Source organism: Microbacterium sp. R1 (assembly GCF_015159725.1).
In the GTDB taxonomy this organism is placed as follows: domain Bacteria; phylum Actinomycetota; class Actinomycetes; order Actinomycetales; family Microbacteriaceae; genus Microbacterium; species Microbacterium oxydans.
In genome coordinates this window covers 42491-58342 of the sequence record NZ_JADDUD010000002.1, presented here as the reverse complement: position 1 = coordinate 58342, position 15852 = coordinate 42491, and the positions used below count along the sequence as shown (strand labels likewise).

Sequence of the window (15852 nt, the reverse complement as noted above, 5' to 3'; positions counted from 1 at the left end):
GAGTACTCCAGGGTGAGCGGGTGCGGCGTCACGCCGCGTAGATGTCGAAGCCGTCGCGGAAAACGACGTTCTTCTCGCCTGCTCGGATAGGCAGGGGGAAGCGGTTGGATGCCGGCGGGAGCGGGCAGTTGTACTGGGCGCTGAAGCCGCAGGGAGGCACGAAAGCGCGGTTGAAGTCGAGGACGACGGAGCCTTCGTCGTCACGCAGCTCGACGAACAGGAAGCGCCCGGATCCGTAGGTCTCCGATCCGTTCGTCTGGTCGCCGAACACGAGCAGCAGCGTGCCGCCGTCGTCGAAGGCGGCGAGGGTGTACTCGTGGCCGTCGAGCTCGAGGCGGATGTCGCCGGGGACGACCAGGTCGCGCGTGCCGCCGTTGTCGCGGATGTGCTCGAACGACACCCTGCGGTCGCCGGAGACCGGGGTGAAGTGTCCTTCGAGCACCCATGCCGGGTCGTACTCGTAGGTGTCGATGCGGTCGAAGGCGCGGATGGCGGGGGATTCGGCGTCCCAGACGCGCAGACCGTGCTCGGCCGCGCCGGTCTCGATGTTCGTGCGCTCGATCGGCGTCACGGTGACCGTGTCGGCCGCGGCGCGCTGTTCGGCGTCGAAGTCGGGGCGCTCCCCGGTCCAACGGGTCTCGACCAGGGCGAGGTTGCCGGTCGCGGACGTGACGGCGGTGCGGCGCTCGGCCTGCCAGTGGGTGTGATCTTCGCGTTCAGACATCACTTTCAATTCTCTTGCATGCAGAACGCGGTGGGGTCGGGCGCGTCACTCGGGGTAACGCGGGTGTGGTCGCGGGAGATGACCAGTGTACGGAGATCTGCCGTACACTGATCCCATGACCGCATCTGCATCTCCGCTCAAGAGCGCCCGGCTGGAATTCCGCGTCACGGCGGATCAGAAAGCGGCGATCGAGGAAGCGGCCGCGATCGAGGGTCGCACGGTGACGGACTTCTCCGCGTCTGCGCTCGTGGAGCGCGCGCAGGAAGTCATCGAGCGCGAACGCCGATCGCAGGTCGACGCTGTACGGTTCGAGGCCTTCATCGAAGTCATGGAGCGTCCTGCGCGTTCCATCGATGGTCTGCGCGAACTGCTGCGACGCGAAACCGTCTTCGTTGACTGACTTCCTGACTCCGCGACCGCTCGCTGCCGGTGACCGGCTGTCGGAATTCCGTAGCGGCGAGGAGAGCCTCGATATCTGGCTGCGGGGCCGGGCGCGCTCGAACGAGAAGCGCGGGGCATCGCGCACAATGGTCTCCGCCACGCGGGAAGGGAGAGTGGCTGGCTACTACTGCCTGTCTTCCAGTGCCATCGACCGCGCAGACGGACCGCCGCCACTCGCCGCAGGTATGCCCGCGTCGATCCCCATCGTGCTGCTCGGGCGTCTGGCGGTAGACCTCGAGTATGCGGGCCGCGGGCTCGGCTCCTCGCTTCTGCAACACGCGACCATGCGGGCGCTCGAGGCCGCGGAGGCGATCGGCGTCCGGGCGATCCTCGTGCACGCGATCAACGACGAGATCGTGCCGTTCTACGAGAGATTCGGCTTCACGACATTCCCGGAGGCCCGGCGCACGCTCTTCCTCCTTGTCAAGGACGCGCGCGCGACCCTCGCCATCTGAGGCGAGTGGAGAGACCTCACCCGTTGAGGCGCTCGGTGAGATGCACCGTCACCTCGTCGCCGTCGCTCTTGCCGATGCGCTTGCGGATCGCGGCCGCGATCGGGAGCTTGTGCGTCCCGTCGCCGAGCGCCATGAAAGCTCCCCGGAAAGGCTCGCCGTCGACGGTGCCGGCGACCTTCACGAGTCCGCGCGTGCCAAAGATCGTCGCGGAGTCGCCGAGTTGCACGCAGGTCCAGGTATCGCCTTCGCGCACCTTTCCGAGGGTGGCGGTGAACGTGATGTCGAGTGGCGTGAGCATGGCAGTCTCCTTCTGGATCAGAGGAACGATCCGACGATCGCCCCGATGATGACGAGTTTGAGGGTCCAATCGAGCAGGTGGATGCCCGCCGCAGAGGGTGCGGTGCCCTCGTGTACGACACCGCCCATGAGCAGGGTGAGGGGGAGCGCGCTCAAAGCCAGCCCGAGGAGGGCCCCGGTGCCGATGCCGTGCCACCCGGCCGCGAGCATCAGACCGGCCACGAGGCACGAGGCGATGAGGCTGCAAAGCACGACGGATGCCATCTGCGCGACGACCGGAAGGCCCGGTCGGGGTGTGCTCGTCCGTGAGATGACGGCCGAGACCGGGGGCAAGGCGTACAGCGCGGCGCTCGCGATGAACGATGCCAGCGTGGCGAGGGCGACGGCCAGAATGATCATGTCGACTCCTTTAGTACTTGCTGGTACTCAAAGTAGATCCGCAGCGCGGAACTGTCAAGTACTAAACTCTCAGGCGTGACTACGACGCCTCGAACCCCAGGGCGCCCCGCCGGTCTCACCGGTGATGCCCTGCTCGACACCGCCCGCGATGTCTTCCTCGAATTCGGGTACGCCGGGGCGTCCATGGACGAGGTGGCGAGGCGAGCGCGCATCTCGAAGGCGTCGCTGTACCGGGAGCACGACTCGAAGTCCGCTCTGTACGCGGCTGTCGTACGACACTGGGCGCTCGCGGGGCGAGACGCCATGCGACCCGCTCTCGAAGCGCTGAAGGCGAACCCCGACATCCGGGCGGGGCTCGTGACGCTCGGTGAGACCATGCGCGCCGGAATGCTGAGCGCTCCGGTCATGGCGATGCGTCGCCTCGTGATCGCTGAGGCCCCCGCTCATCCCGAGGTCGCGCGAGATTACCTGGCGCAGAGCTGGGACACCAACATCCGCAATCTCGCTGAGGCGATGACCGAACTCTCCGATACGCACGGACTGGTCGTCGACGATGCGGAAGCCCTCGCGAGCGAGTTCACCTGGCTGGTCGTCGGTGCGCCGCTGAACGCCGGGCTTCTCGGTGGGGAGGGCGCTGCGCAGCCGGTGACCAGGGCCGTCGACCTGTTCTTGACCGCCTACGATCGTCGCTAGCTCGGAGCCAGGTACGTCGAGTCTCAGTCGCAACATATTGCAACCTCTGCCGGTATACCATTTGGGCATACGCCCAGCAGCGTCAGTCCCCAGCTGACCGTGGGCGGGGCGGCTCAGCCGTCATGCGGAGGGAGAGCGGATCTCTTTTCGATCCCGAGGGGGGATGGGGTGGGAGCTCGGTCCCCAGCCGGCACCCACCCCCACACTCGGGCTCTCCGCCACCGCCGCTCCGGCGCGATAGCTCAGTTCAGTCTGCTCAGGATCCAGAACCCGACGATCGCGACCAGGACGATGAAGGGTATCCACGTCCCTCCCCGCTTCAGGCGACGGCCCTGCGGTGCGACGCCCGGTGGTGGGGTGAGCATGCCCGCAGGCGGGGCGAACGGGAGTGCGGGCGTCGACGGCAGCGCCGTGGCCGCTGTCTCGGCCGCGAGGCGTTCGTCGCGCCACCGCGCCCACTGATCGAACTTCGTCAGCAGTGCTCCGACGGTGCCGAACAACCAGGCCCAGGTGGCGGGGTCGAGGGTCGCGACCTTGCGCTGCGTGTACAGGAACAGCCAGTCGTCGACGATCTCCACGTCGAGCTCTGCGGCGTTGTCGATGAACCGCGCCATGATGTCGGGCGTGAACAGGTACAGCGCATCGCGTTCGTATCCGCGGGGGCAGTAGAGCGTGAAGTGCTCGTCGAAGTCGCCTTCGAGCGACAGCCGTTGGCTCTTCTGGAACGACGCCGGCAGATTCGATCCGAATCCGTTGTTGCCCTTGGCGTCGAGCACGATGTTGGGCAGCGGCACATCGAGCTTCACGGCCACGTACCCCCAGCGATAGGTCGTGGAGTTCTTCCCCGACTGCACCGTGTACTGGTAGTTGCCGAACTCGACGAATCGCGGCCTGGCGCCCCTGATCAGATCGGTCGCCTGCCGTGCGCGCCCCAGGTGGAAGATCATGCCGGGCAGTGGCGGGTCGGCGACCTTCGGCTCATAGGTCATGCCGTTCGCCTCGGCGAAGCCGTGCAGCCGGTACCGCCGCACCCGCGCGTTGCGGACGCTCATCCAGATCATCACCCCGACCGCGGCCAGGAGCAGCGCGATCAGCACGAGGGGGATCGCCGCGGCGGCGGGAGACTCGCCGAACGACGCCAGGCTCAGCACCACGCCGACGAGGGTCGGGATCAGGACGACCGCGGCGATCGCGATGGCGACGATCCCGATGATCGTGGAGGCCGAGGGTCCCCCGGTGGGCCGTGAACGGAGCTCGGCCGCGAAGGCACGCACCTTCGCGGGATCGACGGGGTCGGTGAGGGGGCGGGCGTCGAAGCTCATCGGCGGGCGCTCAGCTGTTCACCGTGTCGGCGCCCCAGGTGAGGTCGGCGCCTTCCGGGATGGGGAGGGCTTCCAGCCGCTCGTCTGCGCAGAGCGCCTCGACCAGTGCGGGGGAGCCGGCCACGATCCTGGAGTCGAAGTCGACCTCGCTGACCATGACCCAGGAGCGGTCCTCCGGCCACAGCAGGCTCGGGCTCTGCGCCGAGGGCGGGAACCCGTGCTCCTCGGCAGGGCGATCACGCCACGGCACCTGCAGCACCCACTCCGGATCGGCGAAAGCGCGAGGGGGTGCGGAGAACAGCACGTGGTCGCGGCCGGGCAGTGCGAACCTCGGGCCTTCGGAGATCTCCCTCGACAGGATGCCCTCCTGCCAGGTGGGCCTGCGGAAGACGTTGTTGAACGGGTCGCGTGCGCTGCGGTCGAGCATCGCCTGATGGTTCGGGTCGTCCGAGAACGCCAGGAAGGATCGTGAGGGGGTGATCCCGAAGAAACCGAGCAGTCCCCCTCGTCCCTCCCACAGCGCGGCGAACCCGGAGTCGGGGGTCTTGGTGTGGTCCACGAGGTGAGCGGCGATGGTCGCCAGGAGGTGCGGATCGAGTTCTCCCTCCATCGGGGCCGTGAACTCGCGACCGTCGGGAGCGATCCGCGCGCCCCAATCCTCCTCGGGCGGGGTGCGCACGATCCGCTGCCACTGCGCGAGCGGATGCAGGACCGTGCCGAAGACCGCGGCGGTCTGCGCCCAGGAGACCGGCTCGTCGACGAACTCAGCCATGAGTGCGCGCTGCGCGGGCTCGGGCATGCGCACCAGCTCGTCGGCCGTCGGGATCGTCCGACCGCGCAGCGACCGGGCGATGGCCGGATGGAAGATGCGTGCGTACGCGGGGAATCCGCGGGGCACCGTCCCGTGCATGGTCTCGTAGTCTGCGTCGAGCCGCTCGCGCAGCCACGCTCCCGCCGAGGGATTGGACATCCACTCCATGCCCCCACGCTACCCGCCACATCGTTCTACGCGCGGTCGGCGGACGCTGCGCAGATCTGACGCTGTGCTCTCCAGGGCCGGGCACGGCGGTAGGAACCGCGTCACGCGAGCCGACGGTGGTGGGGGAGGGTCCGAATGCTGAATCAGGCCGAAGCGGTGCCCGGTGAGCGGGTCTTCCATCGGAATCCGCTCCGCTCGGCAGTGGGAGCGGTCGTGCTCTCGGCAGTGCTCTCCGCGGCGACGCTCTTCCTGCTCCCGAGGTTCCTGCCGGGCACCATGAAGATCTCGACCCGCGGCGTCGTGGTGCTCGTGGTCGCGATCGCGCTGACCGTGGCCGTGTTCGCCGGATTCTTCTGGTTCCGCAACATCCGGATCGTGGTGCGCCCCCATGAGGTCGAGATCGGCAAGCCCGGCAGCCGTGAGACGTTCGCGAGGGCGACGACGGCCTTCCGCTCGAAGATCACAGAGCACCGCACGAACGGACTGCCCAGCGGAACGACGCGTGCCCTGGTCGTGCACACCGGTGACCGCGAGATCACGATCGAGCTGCCCGGCTACACGCGGCCGCTTTTCAACGAGCTGATGGCGACGCTCAACCCGATCGCGCAGCCGGTGTTCGATGACCCTGTCGCGGCCGCGAGGGCCGGAGCGCAGCTTCCGACGCAGTTCACGGTCGACGCCACGGGGGAGCGGCGCCTGGCTTCGCGCATCACGATCGCCGCGGTCGTGTTCCTCGTCATCGCCGTCGGCGTCGGACTGCTCGTGCTGGTGCCGGGCTTCGTCGAGGGCGAGCTCTCGGCGCTGATCCTGCTCGCACCGTTCGCCGCGGTCGCGGCCATCGCATTCGGAATCGGGGCTGTGCAGCGCCGACGCCTCGTGCGGTCGATCCCCGCCCTCGTGTCGATCGACACCCACGGCATCCGCATCGATGGCGTGGACAACCCGTACACGCAGCTCAGCCGCATCTGGCTGACCCCGCCGGCCTATCCGGTCAAGCGCCTGCGACTCGCACGCGCCGGAGGCAAGACGACCACCCACCTGCTCGCCTCCTCTCGTGTGGGGATCACACCCGACTACGGCGACCTCCTGCTCGCCGTACGTGCGAGGACGGCGCACCTGCCGGGCCTCCTCTCCCTGGATCTCGAATGACAAGGCAGGGAGGGCACGACCCCGAGTACCCGATCGGCACGGAACGACTGCTCCTGCGTCCGATCGCCGCCTCCGATGCCGTCGCGATGCACCTCTACAAGTCGGATCCGGATGCCGTGCGGTACGTGCCGTATGCACCGTTGACGCTCGCCGATGTCGAGCAGCGCATCGCGACGACCTGGTCGAACACGCACTTCGCGAAGGAGGGCGACGCCGTGTCCCTCGCCGTCGAAGAGCGCGGGTCCGGTGCCCTGGTCGGCGACGTCGTGCTGTTCTGGCGCAGCGAGACCGACCGATCCGGCGAGGTCGGGTACATCTTCGACCCGCGGGTCGGCGGCCGTGGTTATGCGACGGAGGCCGTCGAGGCACTGCTCGCGCTCGGATTCGACGGACTGGGTCTGCACCGGATCGTCGCGCGAATCGACGAGCGCAACACGTCATCGGCTCGCGTCGCCGAGAGGCTCGGCTTCCGGCGTGAGGCGCGGCTGGTCGAGAGCGAGTGGTTCAAGGACGAATGGACGACGCTGCTGGTCTATGCGCTCCTCGAGGACGAGTGGCGCTCGCGCAGCGCACCCCTGAGGTGATCGAGGGCGGCGGGGATCGGTGATCGCACGCCGCCCTGGATCAGGTTCGGCTACTGCTTGAGCATCGCCACGGCGAGCTTGTGCTTGTCGTCGATCAGGTGGGAGTGGTCGTCGTCTCCGAGGTCGATGCGCACCCAGTGCAGGGTTCCGGTGAAAGCGTTGCCCACCGCCTGGTAGTCGGGCGATACCGGTGAAGCCAGGTCGCAGCCGACGTCGACGGTCTCGTCGAAGGTGAATTGGAACGGGATCGTCTTGTGCACGCGACCCTCGCCGATCTTGTCGTCGCCGACGTAGAGCGAGACCGTGCCGCCCTTGGCGAGACCACCGCCGTCGTAAGCGAAGTGGGCCCGTACCTCCTGCTCACCGACCGGAATCTCGGTGTCGGAGCGAATGATGTCGACGTCGATGCCGAGCAGGTTGTAGGCGAACGCGAGGCGTCCGTCCTTCGTGTAGAACGACCAGCCGCCGTACGCCCCTCCCTGCGCGATGAGCACGCCGTCCACACCGGAATCGGGCACCGACACCTGTGCGGTCACCGTCCAGGACTTGTTCTTGATGTTGATGGTGGTGTTCTCGCTGAGTCGCTTCATGCCGGGGTAGAACTTCTGGGTGCTGCTGAGCGAGACGACCGGCCGGCCAGCGAGGTCGGGGTTGAACCGCTCGGCGGTGCGGATGTCGAGGGGAAGCACGTTGAACCGGGCTGCCTGGATGAGGAACAGCTGTTGCAGGTGGGCGAGCTTCTCCGGCTCCTGCTCGGCGAGGTCGTGGGACTGGGTCCAATCCTCGTCGACGTTGTAGAGCTCCCAGCGATCGTCGTCGAGACCGTGGTCGGAGCCGAGCCAGGGATCCTTGTGCTTCGCGACCGCCGTCCAGCCCTTGTGATAGATCGCGCGATTTCCGACCATCTCGAAGTACTGCGTCACGTGGCGTTCCTCTGCCGTGGCATCCGTGAAGGTGTAGTTCATCGCCGTGCCCTCGTAGGGGCGCTGGGTCACCCCGTTGACGCTCGTCGGCTCGGGGATGCCGGCGGCCTCGAGCACGGTCGGTGCGACATCGATGACGTGCGAGAACTGGTTGCGGATGCCGCCCTTCTCCACACCTCCGTTCGGCCAACTGACGATAGTGCCGTTGCGGGTGCCGCCCCAGTGGCTCGCGACCTGCTTGGTCCACTGTGGTCGGCCACGTACTGCTCGGTCTCGACGTCGTTCATGTGGTTGATCGTGAAGCCCTCGTTCGTCGTGCCGTGCATCGACCCCTCGGCACTCGCGCCGTTGTCGCCGATGATCACGTAGACGAGGGTGTCGTCGAGGATGCCGAGCTCTTCGTAGGCGTCGAGCAGACGGCCGACATGGTGGTCGGCGTAGGCGAGGAACCCGGCGTAGACCTCCATCTGACGTGCGAGAGCGGGCTTGATGAGGTCGCTCATCTCGTCCCATGAGGGGATGCCGGGGCTCCGCTCGGTGAGCACGGCATCGGGCGGGATCACGCCGAGCTCGAGCTGGCGGGCGAAGGTCTCCTTGCGGATCTCGTCCCATCCCTGGTCGAACTGCCCCTTGTACTTGTCCGCCCACTCGGCGGGCACATGGTGCGGGGCGTGCGTCGCGCCCGGTGCGAAGTAGGTGAAGGCGGGCACGTCGGGGGCGAGCATCTTCTGCTCCCGCGTCCAGGCGATCGCCTTGTCGGTCATGTCACCCATGAAGTGATAGCCCTGCTCGGGTGTGCCCCACGGCTCGACGGGTGTCGTGTTCTCGTAGATCGCCGGGTACCACTGGTTGGTCTCGCCGCCGATGAAACCGTAGAAGTACTCGAAGCCGTTGCCGGGGGTGGGCCATCCGTCGAACGGACCGATCGCGCTCGCCTGCCACACCGGGACCTCGTGGCACTTGCCGAACTGGGCGGTGTTGTAACCGTTGAGCTTGAGCGTCTCGGCGAGCGGAGCGCAGCTGTTCGGACGCAGCGAGTTGTACCCGGGGGCCGACGTCGCGATCTCGGTGATGCCGCCCATGCCGACCGTGTGGTGGTTGCGTCCGCTGAGCAGAGCTGCACGGGTCGGCGAGCACAGGGCCGTGGTGTGGAAGCGGGTGTACTTCAGCCCTGCAGCCGCCACGCGCTCGAAGTTCGGGGTGTGGATCGGGCCGCCGAAAGCGCTGGATGCGCCGAAGCCGACGTCGTCGATCAGCACGACGAGCACGTTCGGGGCATCTTTCGGCGGGCGCACGGGCGTGATCGGCGGGAAGGACGTGTCCGGGTCGGTCGCGTCGTAGGTGACCGTGCCCGTGTAGGCCAGATCGGGGATCGGAAGACTGGAACGCTGGGGCTCGGACATGCTCACTCCTACGGCTCTCAGCGAGCAGAGCAGCCCGCTTCGCGCTCAGCCTAAGCAGGGCGGTGCGGGGTGTCACCACCCGGGGCGGGTGACTTTGCGGGTGAGTTCCGACGGGCATAATCGAGGATGTGACTGCGACTGCAACCCTTCCCTCCCTCGACGGCCGCCGATTCCGGATGGTGTCGTCCACGACCTCGGCGGTCGACCCGGAATCCCCGAGCATCTTCGAGTACTTCGAACGCGACGGCGCGATCTGGGGCGGGTACGAGGGCGACACGGTCACCTTCGGCAAGTTCGTCGGCACCCGCACGGGCGACACGATCTGGGTGTCGTTCGTCCATGTGCTCAAGAGCGACGGCACGGTCGTGACCGGCGACGGCGAGAGCGAACTGGAGCTGACCGACGACGGCGGCATCCGTCTCGTGGAGCACTATGAGATGCACGGACTCCCGCAGCTCAGCGTGTGCGAGGAGATCTCGGCCTGACGCGGGTCAGCGCGGCGGAAGCGTGTCGCGCCCCGGCGAGGCGGGCGTCCACCGCGTCATGCCCAGTGGTGCGGTGACGCTGCTCCGTTCCGGAAGGTCGCCCGGCAGCAGGTAGGGGCGGCGGATCACCTCGTCGAGCACGACGACGCTGACCACCGTACGCACCTCGGGCAGCTGGGCGATCACCCCGGTGGAGAACTCGTGCACGCCGCTGACATCGACGGCCCGGATGAGGAGCATCGCATCGTGCTCGCCCGTCGTGATGGCGCACCATTCGACGTCCGGCATCTCCGTCACGCGTTCGCGGAACGACGCCCACGCCTGCGGCATCACCGTGACGAACACGAGCGCCCCGATCGACAGCCCGGCCTTCGCCTGATCCACGCGGGCACTGAAGCCGGTGATCACCCCGTCGTGCACGAGCGACTCGACGCGGGTGTAGGCGTTCGCGCGAGAGATGCCGACCTTGTCGGCGAGGGCGGCGATCGAGACACGACCGTTATCACGGAGCACTTCGAGGATTCTGTACGCCGTCTCGTCCAAGGGCGCGGCACTTCGTCCAGAATGCTTCGACTCTTCCGCATTCTTGCTGGACATATTGTTACCCACAATCGAGGTTCTGGACAGAGCGTGCCGAGGTGACCCGCTCTTGCTGGACACATCGTCGCATATGATGCGAATCTGATCCACGGTCGTCCACATCGGTGGCGGCTCACCCGAATGTACTCCTCGCCCTTGGAGGCCCTCATGTCGTCACGCCGTATCACGCCGGTCATCGCGCTCGGAGCCGTCGCGCTCCTCGCGCTCGCAGGTTGCTCGGGAGGGAACTCGGCGAACAACGGCGGGTCTTCCGGGAGCTCCGACTCCCTCGTCATCGACACCGCGTTCTCGATCGAGACCACCGACCCGGGTCACACCTACGACCCGACCGGCAACATGATCGCCAAGGCGCTCTACGAGACCCTCGTCGACTTCGAGGGCTCCGACGTCTCCACCCCGGTTCCGGGCCTCGCGTCGTGGGAGCAGAACGACGAGGCGACCGAGTTCACCTTCACCCTCGAAGGTGACCGCGTCTTCTCCGACGGCTCGCCCATCGAGGCGAAGGACGTCGTGTTCTCGCTGCAGCGCATCCAGGGCATGGAAGACGCCAAGCCCAACTTCCTCCTCGGCGGCCTGACCATCACCGAGGTCGACGACAAGACGATCCAGTTCACGTCCGAGACCCCGCTGCTGCAGCTGCCCGCGATCCTCGCGAACCCGGCACTCGGCATCGTCAACTCCGATGTCGTGATCGAGAACGGCGGCGCGACCGACGGCACCGACTCGGCGCAGAAGTTCCTCGACGGCGCATCCGCCGGCTCCGGACCGTTCGTGCTCGACACCCTCGACCTCAGCTCGCAGGTCGTGCTCACCAAGAACGACGAGTACAACGGCGACGAGGCGACGGACTACAAGCGCGTCGTCGTGCGCAACGTCTCCGAGAGCGCGACGCAGCTCGCCAACCTCAAGGGCGGCGACTCGATGGTCGCGATGGACCTGAACGGCGACCAGGTCGCCGGTCTCGGCGACGACATCACCGTCGACTCCGTTCCTTCCGGTCAGACCATCTTCCTGCTGCTGAACCAGGGTGCCGCCGGCGGCGACCTGGCGAACGTCAAGATCGCCGAGGCGATCCGCTACGCACTCGACTACGACGCACTGCTGGAGCTGGCCGGTGCCGGCTCCGTCCAGGCGACCGGCGTCATCCCTCCCGGGTTCGAGGGCGCGCTCGACAGCGGTGTGAAGCAGGACCTCACCAAGGCCAAGGCCGCACTCGCCGAGGCCGGATACACGGGGCAGACGCTCAAGCTGCAGTTCCCGAACGACTACCCGGTCGGCGGCGTGGAGTTCACCCCCCTCGCCGAGCGCGTGCAGGCCCAGCTCGAAGACGCCGGCATCACGGTCGACCTCGCCCCCGCGCCGTTCGCGACCGAGCTCGACGCCTACGTCAACGGCACCGAGGGCTTCGGCCTGTGGTTCTGGGGCCCGGACTACGCCGACTCGGCGAACTTCCTGCCCTTCGCTCCGGGTCTGAAGGTCGGCCTCCGTGCCGGCTGGGCGGCCGAGGCCAACCCGGAGATCGCGGGCATCGCCGCCGGTGCTGCCGCAGCGACCGACTCCGAGCAGCGCACGTCCGCGTTCACCGCGTTCGCCGAGGCGATGCAGGCCGAGGGTCCCTTCGTCCCGCTCATCGTCCCCGGTCGCAACATCTCGTCTGCCGACAGCGTGAAGGGCGCCGTGTACAACTCCGTGTGGGAGATGGACATCGCCGAGATCACGCCCGCCGGCTGATCGGACGACTCATGACGACAGTGGCCGTGCAGAGGCAGGCGCAGCGGCGCCGCTCGCCTCTCGTCGGGTACCTGCTGCGGCGGGCCGGCACCTCCCTGCTCCTGCTGGTGGGCGTGACGATCGTCACCTTCGCGCTCACCAACCTGGTGCCGGGAGACCCGGTCTCGGCAGCGCTCGGTGAGGGCGCGTCGCAGAACCCCGCGACGCGCGAGGCGTTCATCAAGGCGAACGGACTCGACCAGCCACTGTTCGTGCAGTACTTCATCTACATGGGGAACCTGCTTCGCGGGGACCTCGGCACGTCGCTGGTGACCGGACGCCCGGTCACCAGCGACCTCGCCACCGCCGTTCCCGCGACGATCGAGATCGCGATCGGGGCGATCATCGTCAGCCTCGCGGTCAGCATCGTGCTCGGCACGCTTGCGGCCTACCGCCGCGGACTCGTCACCGACCAGGTCATCCGCGTCGTGACGCTCGTCGGCCTGAGCGTGCCGACCTTCTGGCTGGCACTGGTCAGCTTCTATGTGTTCTTCCTCGAGCTGCGCATCGCGCCGGGCTCCGGCCGCATCTCGCCGTCGATCACGCCACCCCCGCGCGTGACCGGGCTCTACACCGTCGACTACCTCTTGAACGGCGACGCGGTCGGCTTCTTCGACGCTCTCGCGCACCTCGCCCTCCCGGTCATGGTGCTCTCACTCGTGACCATCGGCCTGCTGACCCGCTTCATCCGCACCTCGGTGCTCGAGGTGCTCGGCAGCGACTACGTGCGAGCCGCCCGCGCCAAGGGACTCCCGGCCATGCGCGTCATCCTCGACTACGTGCTGCGCGGAGCCTCGCTGCCGATCCTCACGGTGGTCGGCGTCGCATTCGGTGCCCTGCTCTCCGGCACGGTGCTCGTCGAGTCGGTCTTCGCGTGGCCGGGTCTGGGAACCTACGCCTACAACTCCGCCGCGAACCTCGACCTGCCCGGCATCATGGGCGTCGGTCTCGTGGTCGGCGTCATCTACCTCCTCATCAACTTCATCGTCGACCTGCTCTACGGCGTGCTCGACCCGAGAGTGAGGATCGCATGAGCCGCATCGCCGCAGCGACCCCTGCCGGACGCTTCCGTTTCCGCTGGCCGCGTGCCTGGCGCACCCCGCTCGGCATCATCGGCACCGTGATCGCCGGTGCGTGGATCATCGTCGCCTTCACCGCGCAGTGGTGGGTGCCGTACCCGCCGAACGCGCAGGTGCTCCCTCGACTACAGGCGCCGGGCATCGACACGCTCCTCGGCACCGACGGCAACGGCCGCGACATCTTCTCGCGTCTGATGACCGGCGCCACCGTGAGCCTTCCGCTCGCGCTCATGCTCGTGATCGCGGCCATGATCATCGGCACGCTCATCGGCGCGCTCGCCGGATACTTCGGCGGCTGGGTCGACGAGACCCTCATGCGCATCACCGATCTGTTCATGGCGTTCCCGACCGTGATCCTCGCGATGGTGGTGGCCGCCTCCCTCGGGCCGTCGCTGTTCAACGCCGTGATCGCGGCGATCGTGGTGTCGTGGCCGCAGTACTCCCGCGTCACCCGCAGCATCGTGCTGGGCCTGCGCGGGCAGAACTACGTGATCGCCGGTCGCCTGCTCGGCCACTCGCCGGCTCGCACGCTGTTCGTCGACATCCTCCCGAACATCGCCGGTCCGGTTCTGGTGCTCGCGACGCTCGACATCGGTGCGGCGATCCTGCTCCTCTCGGGACTCTCCTTCCTGGGCCTCGGCGCCCAGCCGCCGACGGCCGAATGGGGCTCGATGATCTCCGGAGCGATGCAGAACTTCGACGCCTGGTGGCTCGGAGTCTTCCCCGGTCTCGCGATCCTCACGGTGGTGCTGGCGTTCAACTTCCTCGGAGATGCGATGCGCGACGTGCTCGACCCGACCGCCGAGATCACGCACGAGAAGGCGGCGGAGCACAAGGCGTCGGCGACGGGAGTGGCCGCATGACCTCGGCGCAGGGAAACTCGTCCCTCAGCATCCGTGATCTGACCATCGACATCGGGCGCCCGCTCGTGAAGGGCGTCTCGCTCGAGCTCGAGGCCGGCCGCATCCACGGCCTCGCCGGGGAGTCCGGTTCCGGCAAGACCCTCACCTCGCTCGCCGTGCTCGGGCTGCTGCCGCGTCAGGCGCGCGTCGGGGGATCGATCCTGCTCGCGGGGGAGGAGCTGGTGGGCCTGAAGCGCCGCTCCCTCAACACGGTGCGCGGCAAGCGGATCGCCATGGTGTTTCAGGATCCGTCGGCGTCGCTGCACCCCCAGCTGCCCGTCGGTCGTCAACTCACCGACCACATGCGCGTGCATCTCGGGCTCAAGGGTGCGGCGGCGCGGGCACGCGCCGTCGAACTGCTCGAGACCGTGCAGGTGCCCAATCCGACGGAGGCGCTGAAGCGGTATCCGCACCAGTTCTCCGGCGGCCAGCGTCAGCGCATCGCGATCGCCTGCGCCCTCGCCTGTGACCCCGAGGTGCTGCTGGCGGATGAGCCCACCACCGCGCTCGACGTGACCGTGCAGGCGGGGATCCTCCAGCTGCTGCGAGACCTCGCCGTGGAGCGGAACCTGGCAGTGCTCCTCGTGACGCACGACCTCGGCGTGATGAGCGCGATCGCCGACAGGGTGGCCGTGATGAAGGACGGCCGGATCGTGGAGCTCGCCGATCGCGAGACCCTGTTCCGCGATCCGCAGCACGAGTACACGCGCATGCTGCTCGCGGCCCTCCCGGGTTCGCGCATCGATGAGGCACCGGAAGGGCAGGCCGCAGATGAGTGAGGTCGCAGTCCTCGACGCGCAGGACGTGGTCGTGCGCTACCCGGGCAACCCGCCGGTGATCGCCGTGAACGGCGTGTCGATCCGGGTGGCTGCGGGGGAGACCGTCGCCCTCGTCGGTGAGTCCGGCAGCGGCAAGTCCAGCCTCGCCCGTGCCGTGGTCGGCATCGAGAAGATCGCCGCGGGGACCGTGCTCTTCCGGGATGCTCCGGTCGCCCCGCTCGGCATCCGGCGGCGGGGGCTCGCGCTCACCGGCATCCAGATGGTGTTCCAGGACCCGGCGACCTCGCTGAACCCCCGGCGCCGGGTCGGTGACCAGATCGCCGACGGGATCGCCACCGCCAAGGCGCGGGGTGCCGAAGGGTCCACGGTCGAGGAGTGGCTCGAGCGCGTCGGGCTGCCGACGAATGTGAGCACCCGCTTCCCGCACCAGTTCTCGGGCGGGCAGAAGCAGCGCATCGCGATCGCGAGGGCGCTGGCGGCTCGGCCTTCGCTGCTCGTGGCCGATGAGCCGATCTCGGCGCTCGACGCGTCGACCCAGACGAGTGTCGCCGGCCTGATGCGCGACCTGGTGGCCGAGTCCGGCGCGGGCATGCTGTTCATCTCGCACGACCTCGCCGTGGTGCGCCGCATCGCCGACCGCACGTTCGTGATGTTCGGCGGTCGCGTGCTCGAGTCGGGTCCGACGGATCAGCTCTGGGCCGCGCCGAGGCATCCTTATACGCAGGCGCTCCTGGCGGCGATCCCCGAGCCCGACGGCGCCGGGCGCATCCCCGCCGCCCCCACGGTCGACGACCGCACCGTGTGGGCGGAGGTTCCCCCGGTCGCGTACTGACCCGCGGTGCCTCCTGCGAAAACGGAGACGACCCCT

Annotated in this window: 19 protein-coding genes; 11 read left to right on the top strand and 8 right to left on the bottom strand. The window is 68.1% G+C overall.

From position 1 onward, the window contains the following. Nucleotides 1–28: 28 nt before the first annotated feature. Nucleotides 29–724 (bottom strand): DUF1684 domain-containing protein, encoded by a 696-nt coding sequence (locus tag ILP86_RS12120; RefSeq protein ID WP_193762087.1) that lies wholly within the window; start codon nucleotides 722–724, stop codon nucleotides 29–31. Between the two features lie 115 nt (nucleotides 725–839). Here ILP86_RS12120 and ILP86_RS12115 point away from each other — a divergent pair, with 115 nt between their 5' ends. Continuing rightward, complete coding sequence (locus ILP86_RS12115) at nucleotides 840–1124, top strand: DUF1778 domain-containing protein (protein WP_113680745.1); 285 nt, start codon at nucleotides 840–842, stop codon at nucleotides 1122–1124. After that, nucleotides 1078–1620 (top strand): GNAT family N-acetyltransferase, encoded by a 543-nt coding sequence (locus ILP86_RS12110; RefSeq protein ID WP_193762085.1) that lies wholly within the window; start codon nucleotides 1078–1080, stop codon nucleotides 1618–1620. The genes ILP86_RS12115 and ILP86_RS12110 overlap by 47 nt, the downstream gene beginning before the upstream one ends. Nucleotides 1621–1636: 16 nt before the next feature. Here the strand turns inward: ILP86_RS12110 and ILP86_RS12105 are convergent, their stop codons facing one another. Beyond that, nucleotides 1637–1918 carry a DUF1905 domain-containing protein gene (locus tag ILP86_RS12105; RefSeq protein WP_193762083.1) on the bottom strand — a complete coding sequence of 94 codons (282 nt, stop codon included), beginning with the start codon at nucleotides 1916–1918 and terminating at the stop codon, nucleotides 1637–1639. A gap of 17 nt (nucleotides 1919–1935) precedes the next feature. Beyond that, nucleotides 1936–2316, bottom strand: coding sequence for a DUF1761 family protein (locus ILP86_RS12100; protein WP_193762082.1), 381 nt, complete (start codon nucleotides 2314–2316; stop codon nucleotides 1936–1938). A gap of 75 nt (nucleotides 2317–2391) precedes the next feature. On the opposite strand from ILP86_RS12100, the gene ILP86_RS12095 reads away from it, so the two are divergent. Beyond that, a complete protein-coding gene (locus ILP86_RS12095; RefSeq protein ID WP_308431932.1) occupies nucleotides 2392–3009 on the top strand; it encodes a TetR/AcrR family transcriptional regulator in 618 nt (205 codons plus the stop codon). A 242-nt stretch (nucleotides 3010–3251) separates the two neighbouring features. On the opposite strand, the gene ILP86_RS12090 is transcribed toward ILP86_RS12095, so the two are convergent. Both ILP86_RS12090 and ILP86_RS12085 read right to left on the bottom strand, forming a co-directional pair. Beyond that, on the bottom strand, nucleotides 3252–4331 hold the full coding sequence (locus tag ILP86_RS12090) for a hypothetical protein (RefSeq protein ID WP_061018301.1): 1080 nt from the start codon (nucleotides 4329–4331) through the stop codon (nucleotides 3252–3254). Nucleotides 4332–4341: 10 nt separating this feature from the next. Beyond that, the gene (locus ILP86_RS12085; protein ID WP_193762080.1) at nucleotides 4342–5310 is read right to left on the bottom strand and encodes a hypothetical protein; all 969 of its coding nucleotides are present in this window, start codon (nucleotides 5308–5310) and stop codon (nucleotides 4342–4344) included. 135 nt (nucleotides 5311–5445) lie between these two features. Here ILP86_RS12085 and ILP86_RS12080 point away from each other — a divergent pair, with 135 nt between their 5' ends. Both ILP86_RS12080 and ILP86_RS12075 read left to right on the top strand, forming a co-directional pair. After that, entirely contained in the window at nucleotides 5446–6459 is a 1014-nt protein-coding gene (locus ILP86_RS12080; RefSeq protein WP_193762078.1) for a hypothetical protein, read from the top strand. After that, a complete protein-coding gene (locus tag ILP86_RS12075) occupies nucleotides 6456–7043 on the top strand; it encodes a GNAT family N-acetyltransferase (protein ID WP_193762076.1) in 588 nt (195 codons plus the stop codon). The genes ILP86_RS12080 and ILP86_RS12075 overlap by 4 nt, the downstream gene beginning before the upstream one ends. Nucleotides 7044–7093: 50 nt before the next feature. Here ILP86_RS12075 and ILP86_RS19920 read toward each other — a convergent pair whose 3' ends face one another. Beyond that, entirely contained in the window at nucleotides 7094–8140 is a 1047-nt protein-coding gene (locus tag ILP86_RS19920; protein WP_350502269.1) for a hypothetical protein, read from the bottom strand. Then, the gene (locus tag ILP86_RS19915) at nucleotides 8035–9369 is read right to left on the bottom strand and encodes a sulfatase-like hydrolase/transferase (RefSeq protein WP_350502268.1); all 1335 of its coding nucleotides are present in this window, start codon (nucleotides 9367–9369) and stop codon (nucleotides 8035–8037) included. The genes ILP86_RS19920 and ILP86_RS19915 overlap by 106 nt, the downstream gene beginning before the upstream one ends. 128 nt (nucleotides 9370–9497) lie before the next feature. Between ILP86_RS19915 and ILP86_RS12065 the strand changes: the two genes are divergently transcribed. Continuing rightward, nucleotides 9498–9854, top strand: coding sequence for a hypothetical protein (locus tag ILP86_RS12065; protein WP_225855694.1), 357 nt, complete (start codon nucleotides 9498–9500; stop codon nucleotides 9852–9854). Nucleotides 9855–9860: 6 nt separating this feature from the next. Here ILP86_RS12065 and ILP86_RS12060 read toward each other — a convergent pair whose 3' ends face one another. Further along, nucleotides 9861–10451 (bottom strand): Lrp/AsnC family transcriptional regulator, encoded by a 591-nt coding sequence (locus ILP86_RS12060; protein ID WP_045262446.1) that lies wholly within the window; start codon nucleotides 10449–10451, stop codon nucleotides 9861–9863. 150 nt (nucleotides 10452–10601) lie between these two features. Between ILP86_RS12060 and ILP86_RS12055 the strand changes: the two genes are divergently transcribed. The 5 genes from ILP86_RS12055 to ILP86_RS12035 are packed head-to-tail and all read left to right on the top strand — an operon-like array spanning nucleotide 10602 to nucleotide 15816. Beyond that, nucleotides 10602–12185 (top strand): ABC transporter substrate-binding protein, encoded by a 1584-nt coding sequence (locus tag ILP86_RS12055; protein ID WP_046748521.1) that lies wholly within the window; start codon nucleotides 10602–10604, stop codon nucleotides 12183–12185. An 11-nt stretch (nucleotides 12186–12196) separates the two neighbouring features. After that, nucleotides 12197–13258, top strand: coding sequence for an ABC transporter permease (locus ILP86_RS12050; protein ID WP_058631931.1), 1062 nt, complete (start codon nucleotides 12197–12199; stop codon nucleotides 13256–13258). Further along, entirely contained in the window at nucleotides 13255–14166 is a 912-nt protein-coding gene (locus ILP86_RS12045) for an ABC transporter permease (RefSeq protein WP_017203805.1), read from the top strand. Before ILP86_RS12050 ends, ILP86_RS12045 begins: the two co-directional genes overlap by 4 nt. Next, complete coding sequence (locus tag ILP86_RS12040) at nucleotides 14163–14984, top strand: ABC transporter ATP-binding protein (RefSeq protein WP_193762074.1); 822 nt, start codon at nucleotides 14163–14165, stop codon at nucleotides 14982–14984. Before ILP86_RS12045 ends, ILP86_RS12040 begins: the two co-directional genes overlap by 4 nt. Next, nucleotides 14977–15816 (top strand): ABC transporter ATP-binding protein, encoded by an 840-nt coding sequence (locus ILP86_RS12035; protein WP_058631932.1) that lies wholly within the window; start codon nucleotides 14977–14979, stop codon nucleotides 15814–15816. The genes ILP86_RS12040 and ILP86_RS12035 overlap by 8 nt, the downstream gene beginning before the upstream one ends. Nucleotides 15817–15852 lie beyond the last annotated feature (36 nt).

What these genes read in the sequence shown, in the direction of transcription:
- ILP86_RS12120 (WP_193762087.1), bottom strand. Translation starts at nt 724, where the DNA reads ATGTCTGAACGCGAAGATCACACCCACTGGCAGGCCGAGCGCCGCACC.
- ILP86_RS12115 (WP_113680745.1), top strand. Translation starts at nt 840, where the DNA reads ATGACCGCATCTGCATCTCCGCTCAAGAGCGCCCGGCTGGAATTCCGC.
- ILP86_RS12110 (WP_193762085.1), top strand. Translation starts at nt 1,078, where the DNA reads ATGGTCTGCGCGAACTGCTGCGACGCGAAACCGTCTTCGTTGACTGAC.
- ILP86_RS12105 (WP_193762083.1), bottom strand. Translation starts at nt 1,918, where the DNA reads ATGCTCACGCCACTCGACATCACGTTCACCGCCACCCTCGGAAAGGTG.
- ILP86_RS12100 (WP_193762082.1), bottom strand. Translation starts at nt 2,316, where the DNA reads ATGATCATTCTGGCCGTCGCCCTCGCCACGCTGGCATCGTTCATCGCG.
- ILP86_RS12090 (WP_061018301.1), bottom strand. Translation starts at nt 4,331, where the DNA reads ATGAGCTTCGACGCCCGCCCCCTCACCGACCCCGTCGATCCCGCGAAG.
- ILP86_RS12085 (WP_193762080.1), bottom strand. Translation starts at nt 5,310, where the DNA reads ATGGAGTGGATGTCCAATCCCTCGGCGGGAGCGTGGCTGCGCGAGCGG.
- ILP86_RS12080 (WP_193762078.1), top strand. Translation starts at nt 5,446, where the DNA reads ATGCTGAATCAGGCCGAAGCGGTGCCCGGTGAGCGGGTCTTCCATCGG.
- ILP86_RS12075 (WP_193762076.1), top strand. Translation starts at nt 6,456, where the DNA reads ATGACAAGGCAGGGAGGGCACGACCCCGAGTACCCGATCGGCACGGAA.
- ILP86_RS19915 (WP_350502268.1), bottom strand. Translation starts at nt 9,369, where the DNA reads ATGTCCGAGCCCCAGCGTTCCAGTCTTCCGATCCCCGATCTGGCCTAC.
- ILP86_RS12060 (WP_045262446.1), bottom strand. Translation starts at nt 10,451, where the DNA reads ATGTCCAGCAAGAATGCGGAAGAGTCGAAGCATTCTGGACGAAGTGCC.
- ILP86_RS12055 (WP_046748521.1), top strand. Translation starts at nt 10,602, where the DNA reads ATGTCGTCACGCCGTATCACGCCGGTCATCGCGCTCGGAGCCGTCGCG.
- ILP86_RS12050 (WP_058631931.1), top strand. Translation starts at nt 12,197, where the DNA reads ATGACGACAGTGGCCGTGCAGAGGCAGGCGCAGCGGCGCCGCTCGCCT.
- ILP86_RS12045 (WP_017203805.1), top strand. Translation starts at nt 13,255, where the DNA reads ATGAGCCGCATCGCCGCAGCGACCCCTGCCGGACGCTTCCGTTTCCGC.
- ILP86_RS12040 (WP_193762074.1), top strand. Translation starts at nt 14,163, where the DNA reads ATGACCTCGGCGCAGGGAAACTCGTCCCTCAGCATCCGTGATCTGACC.
- ILP86_RS12035 (WP_058631932.1), top strand. Translation starts at nt 14,977, where the DNA reads ATGAGTGAGGTCGCAGTCCTCGACGCGCAGGACGTGGTCGTGCGCTAC.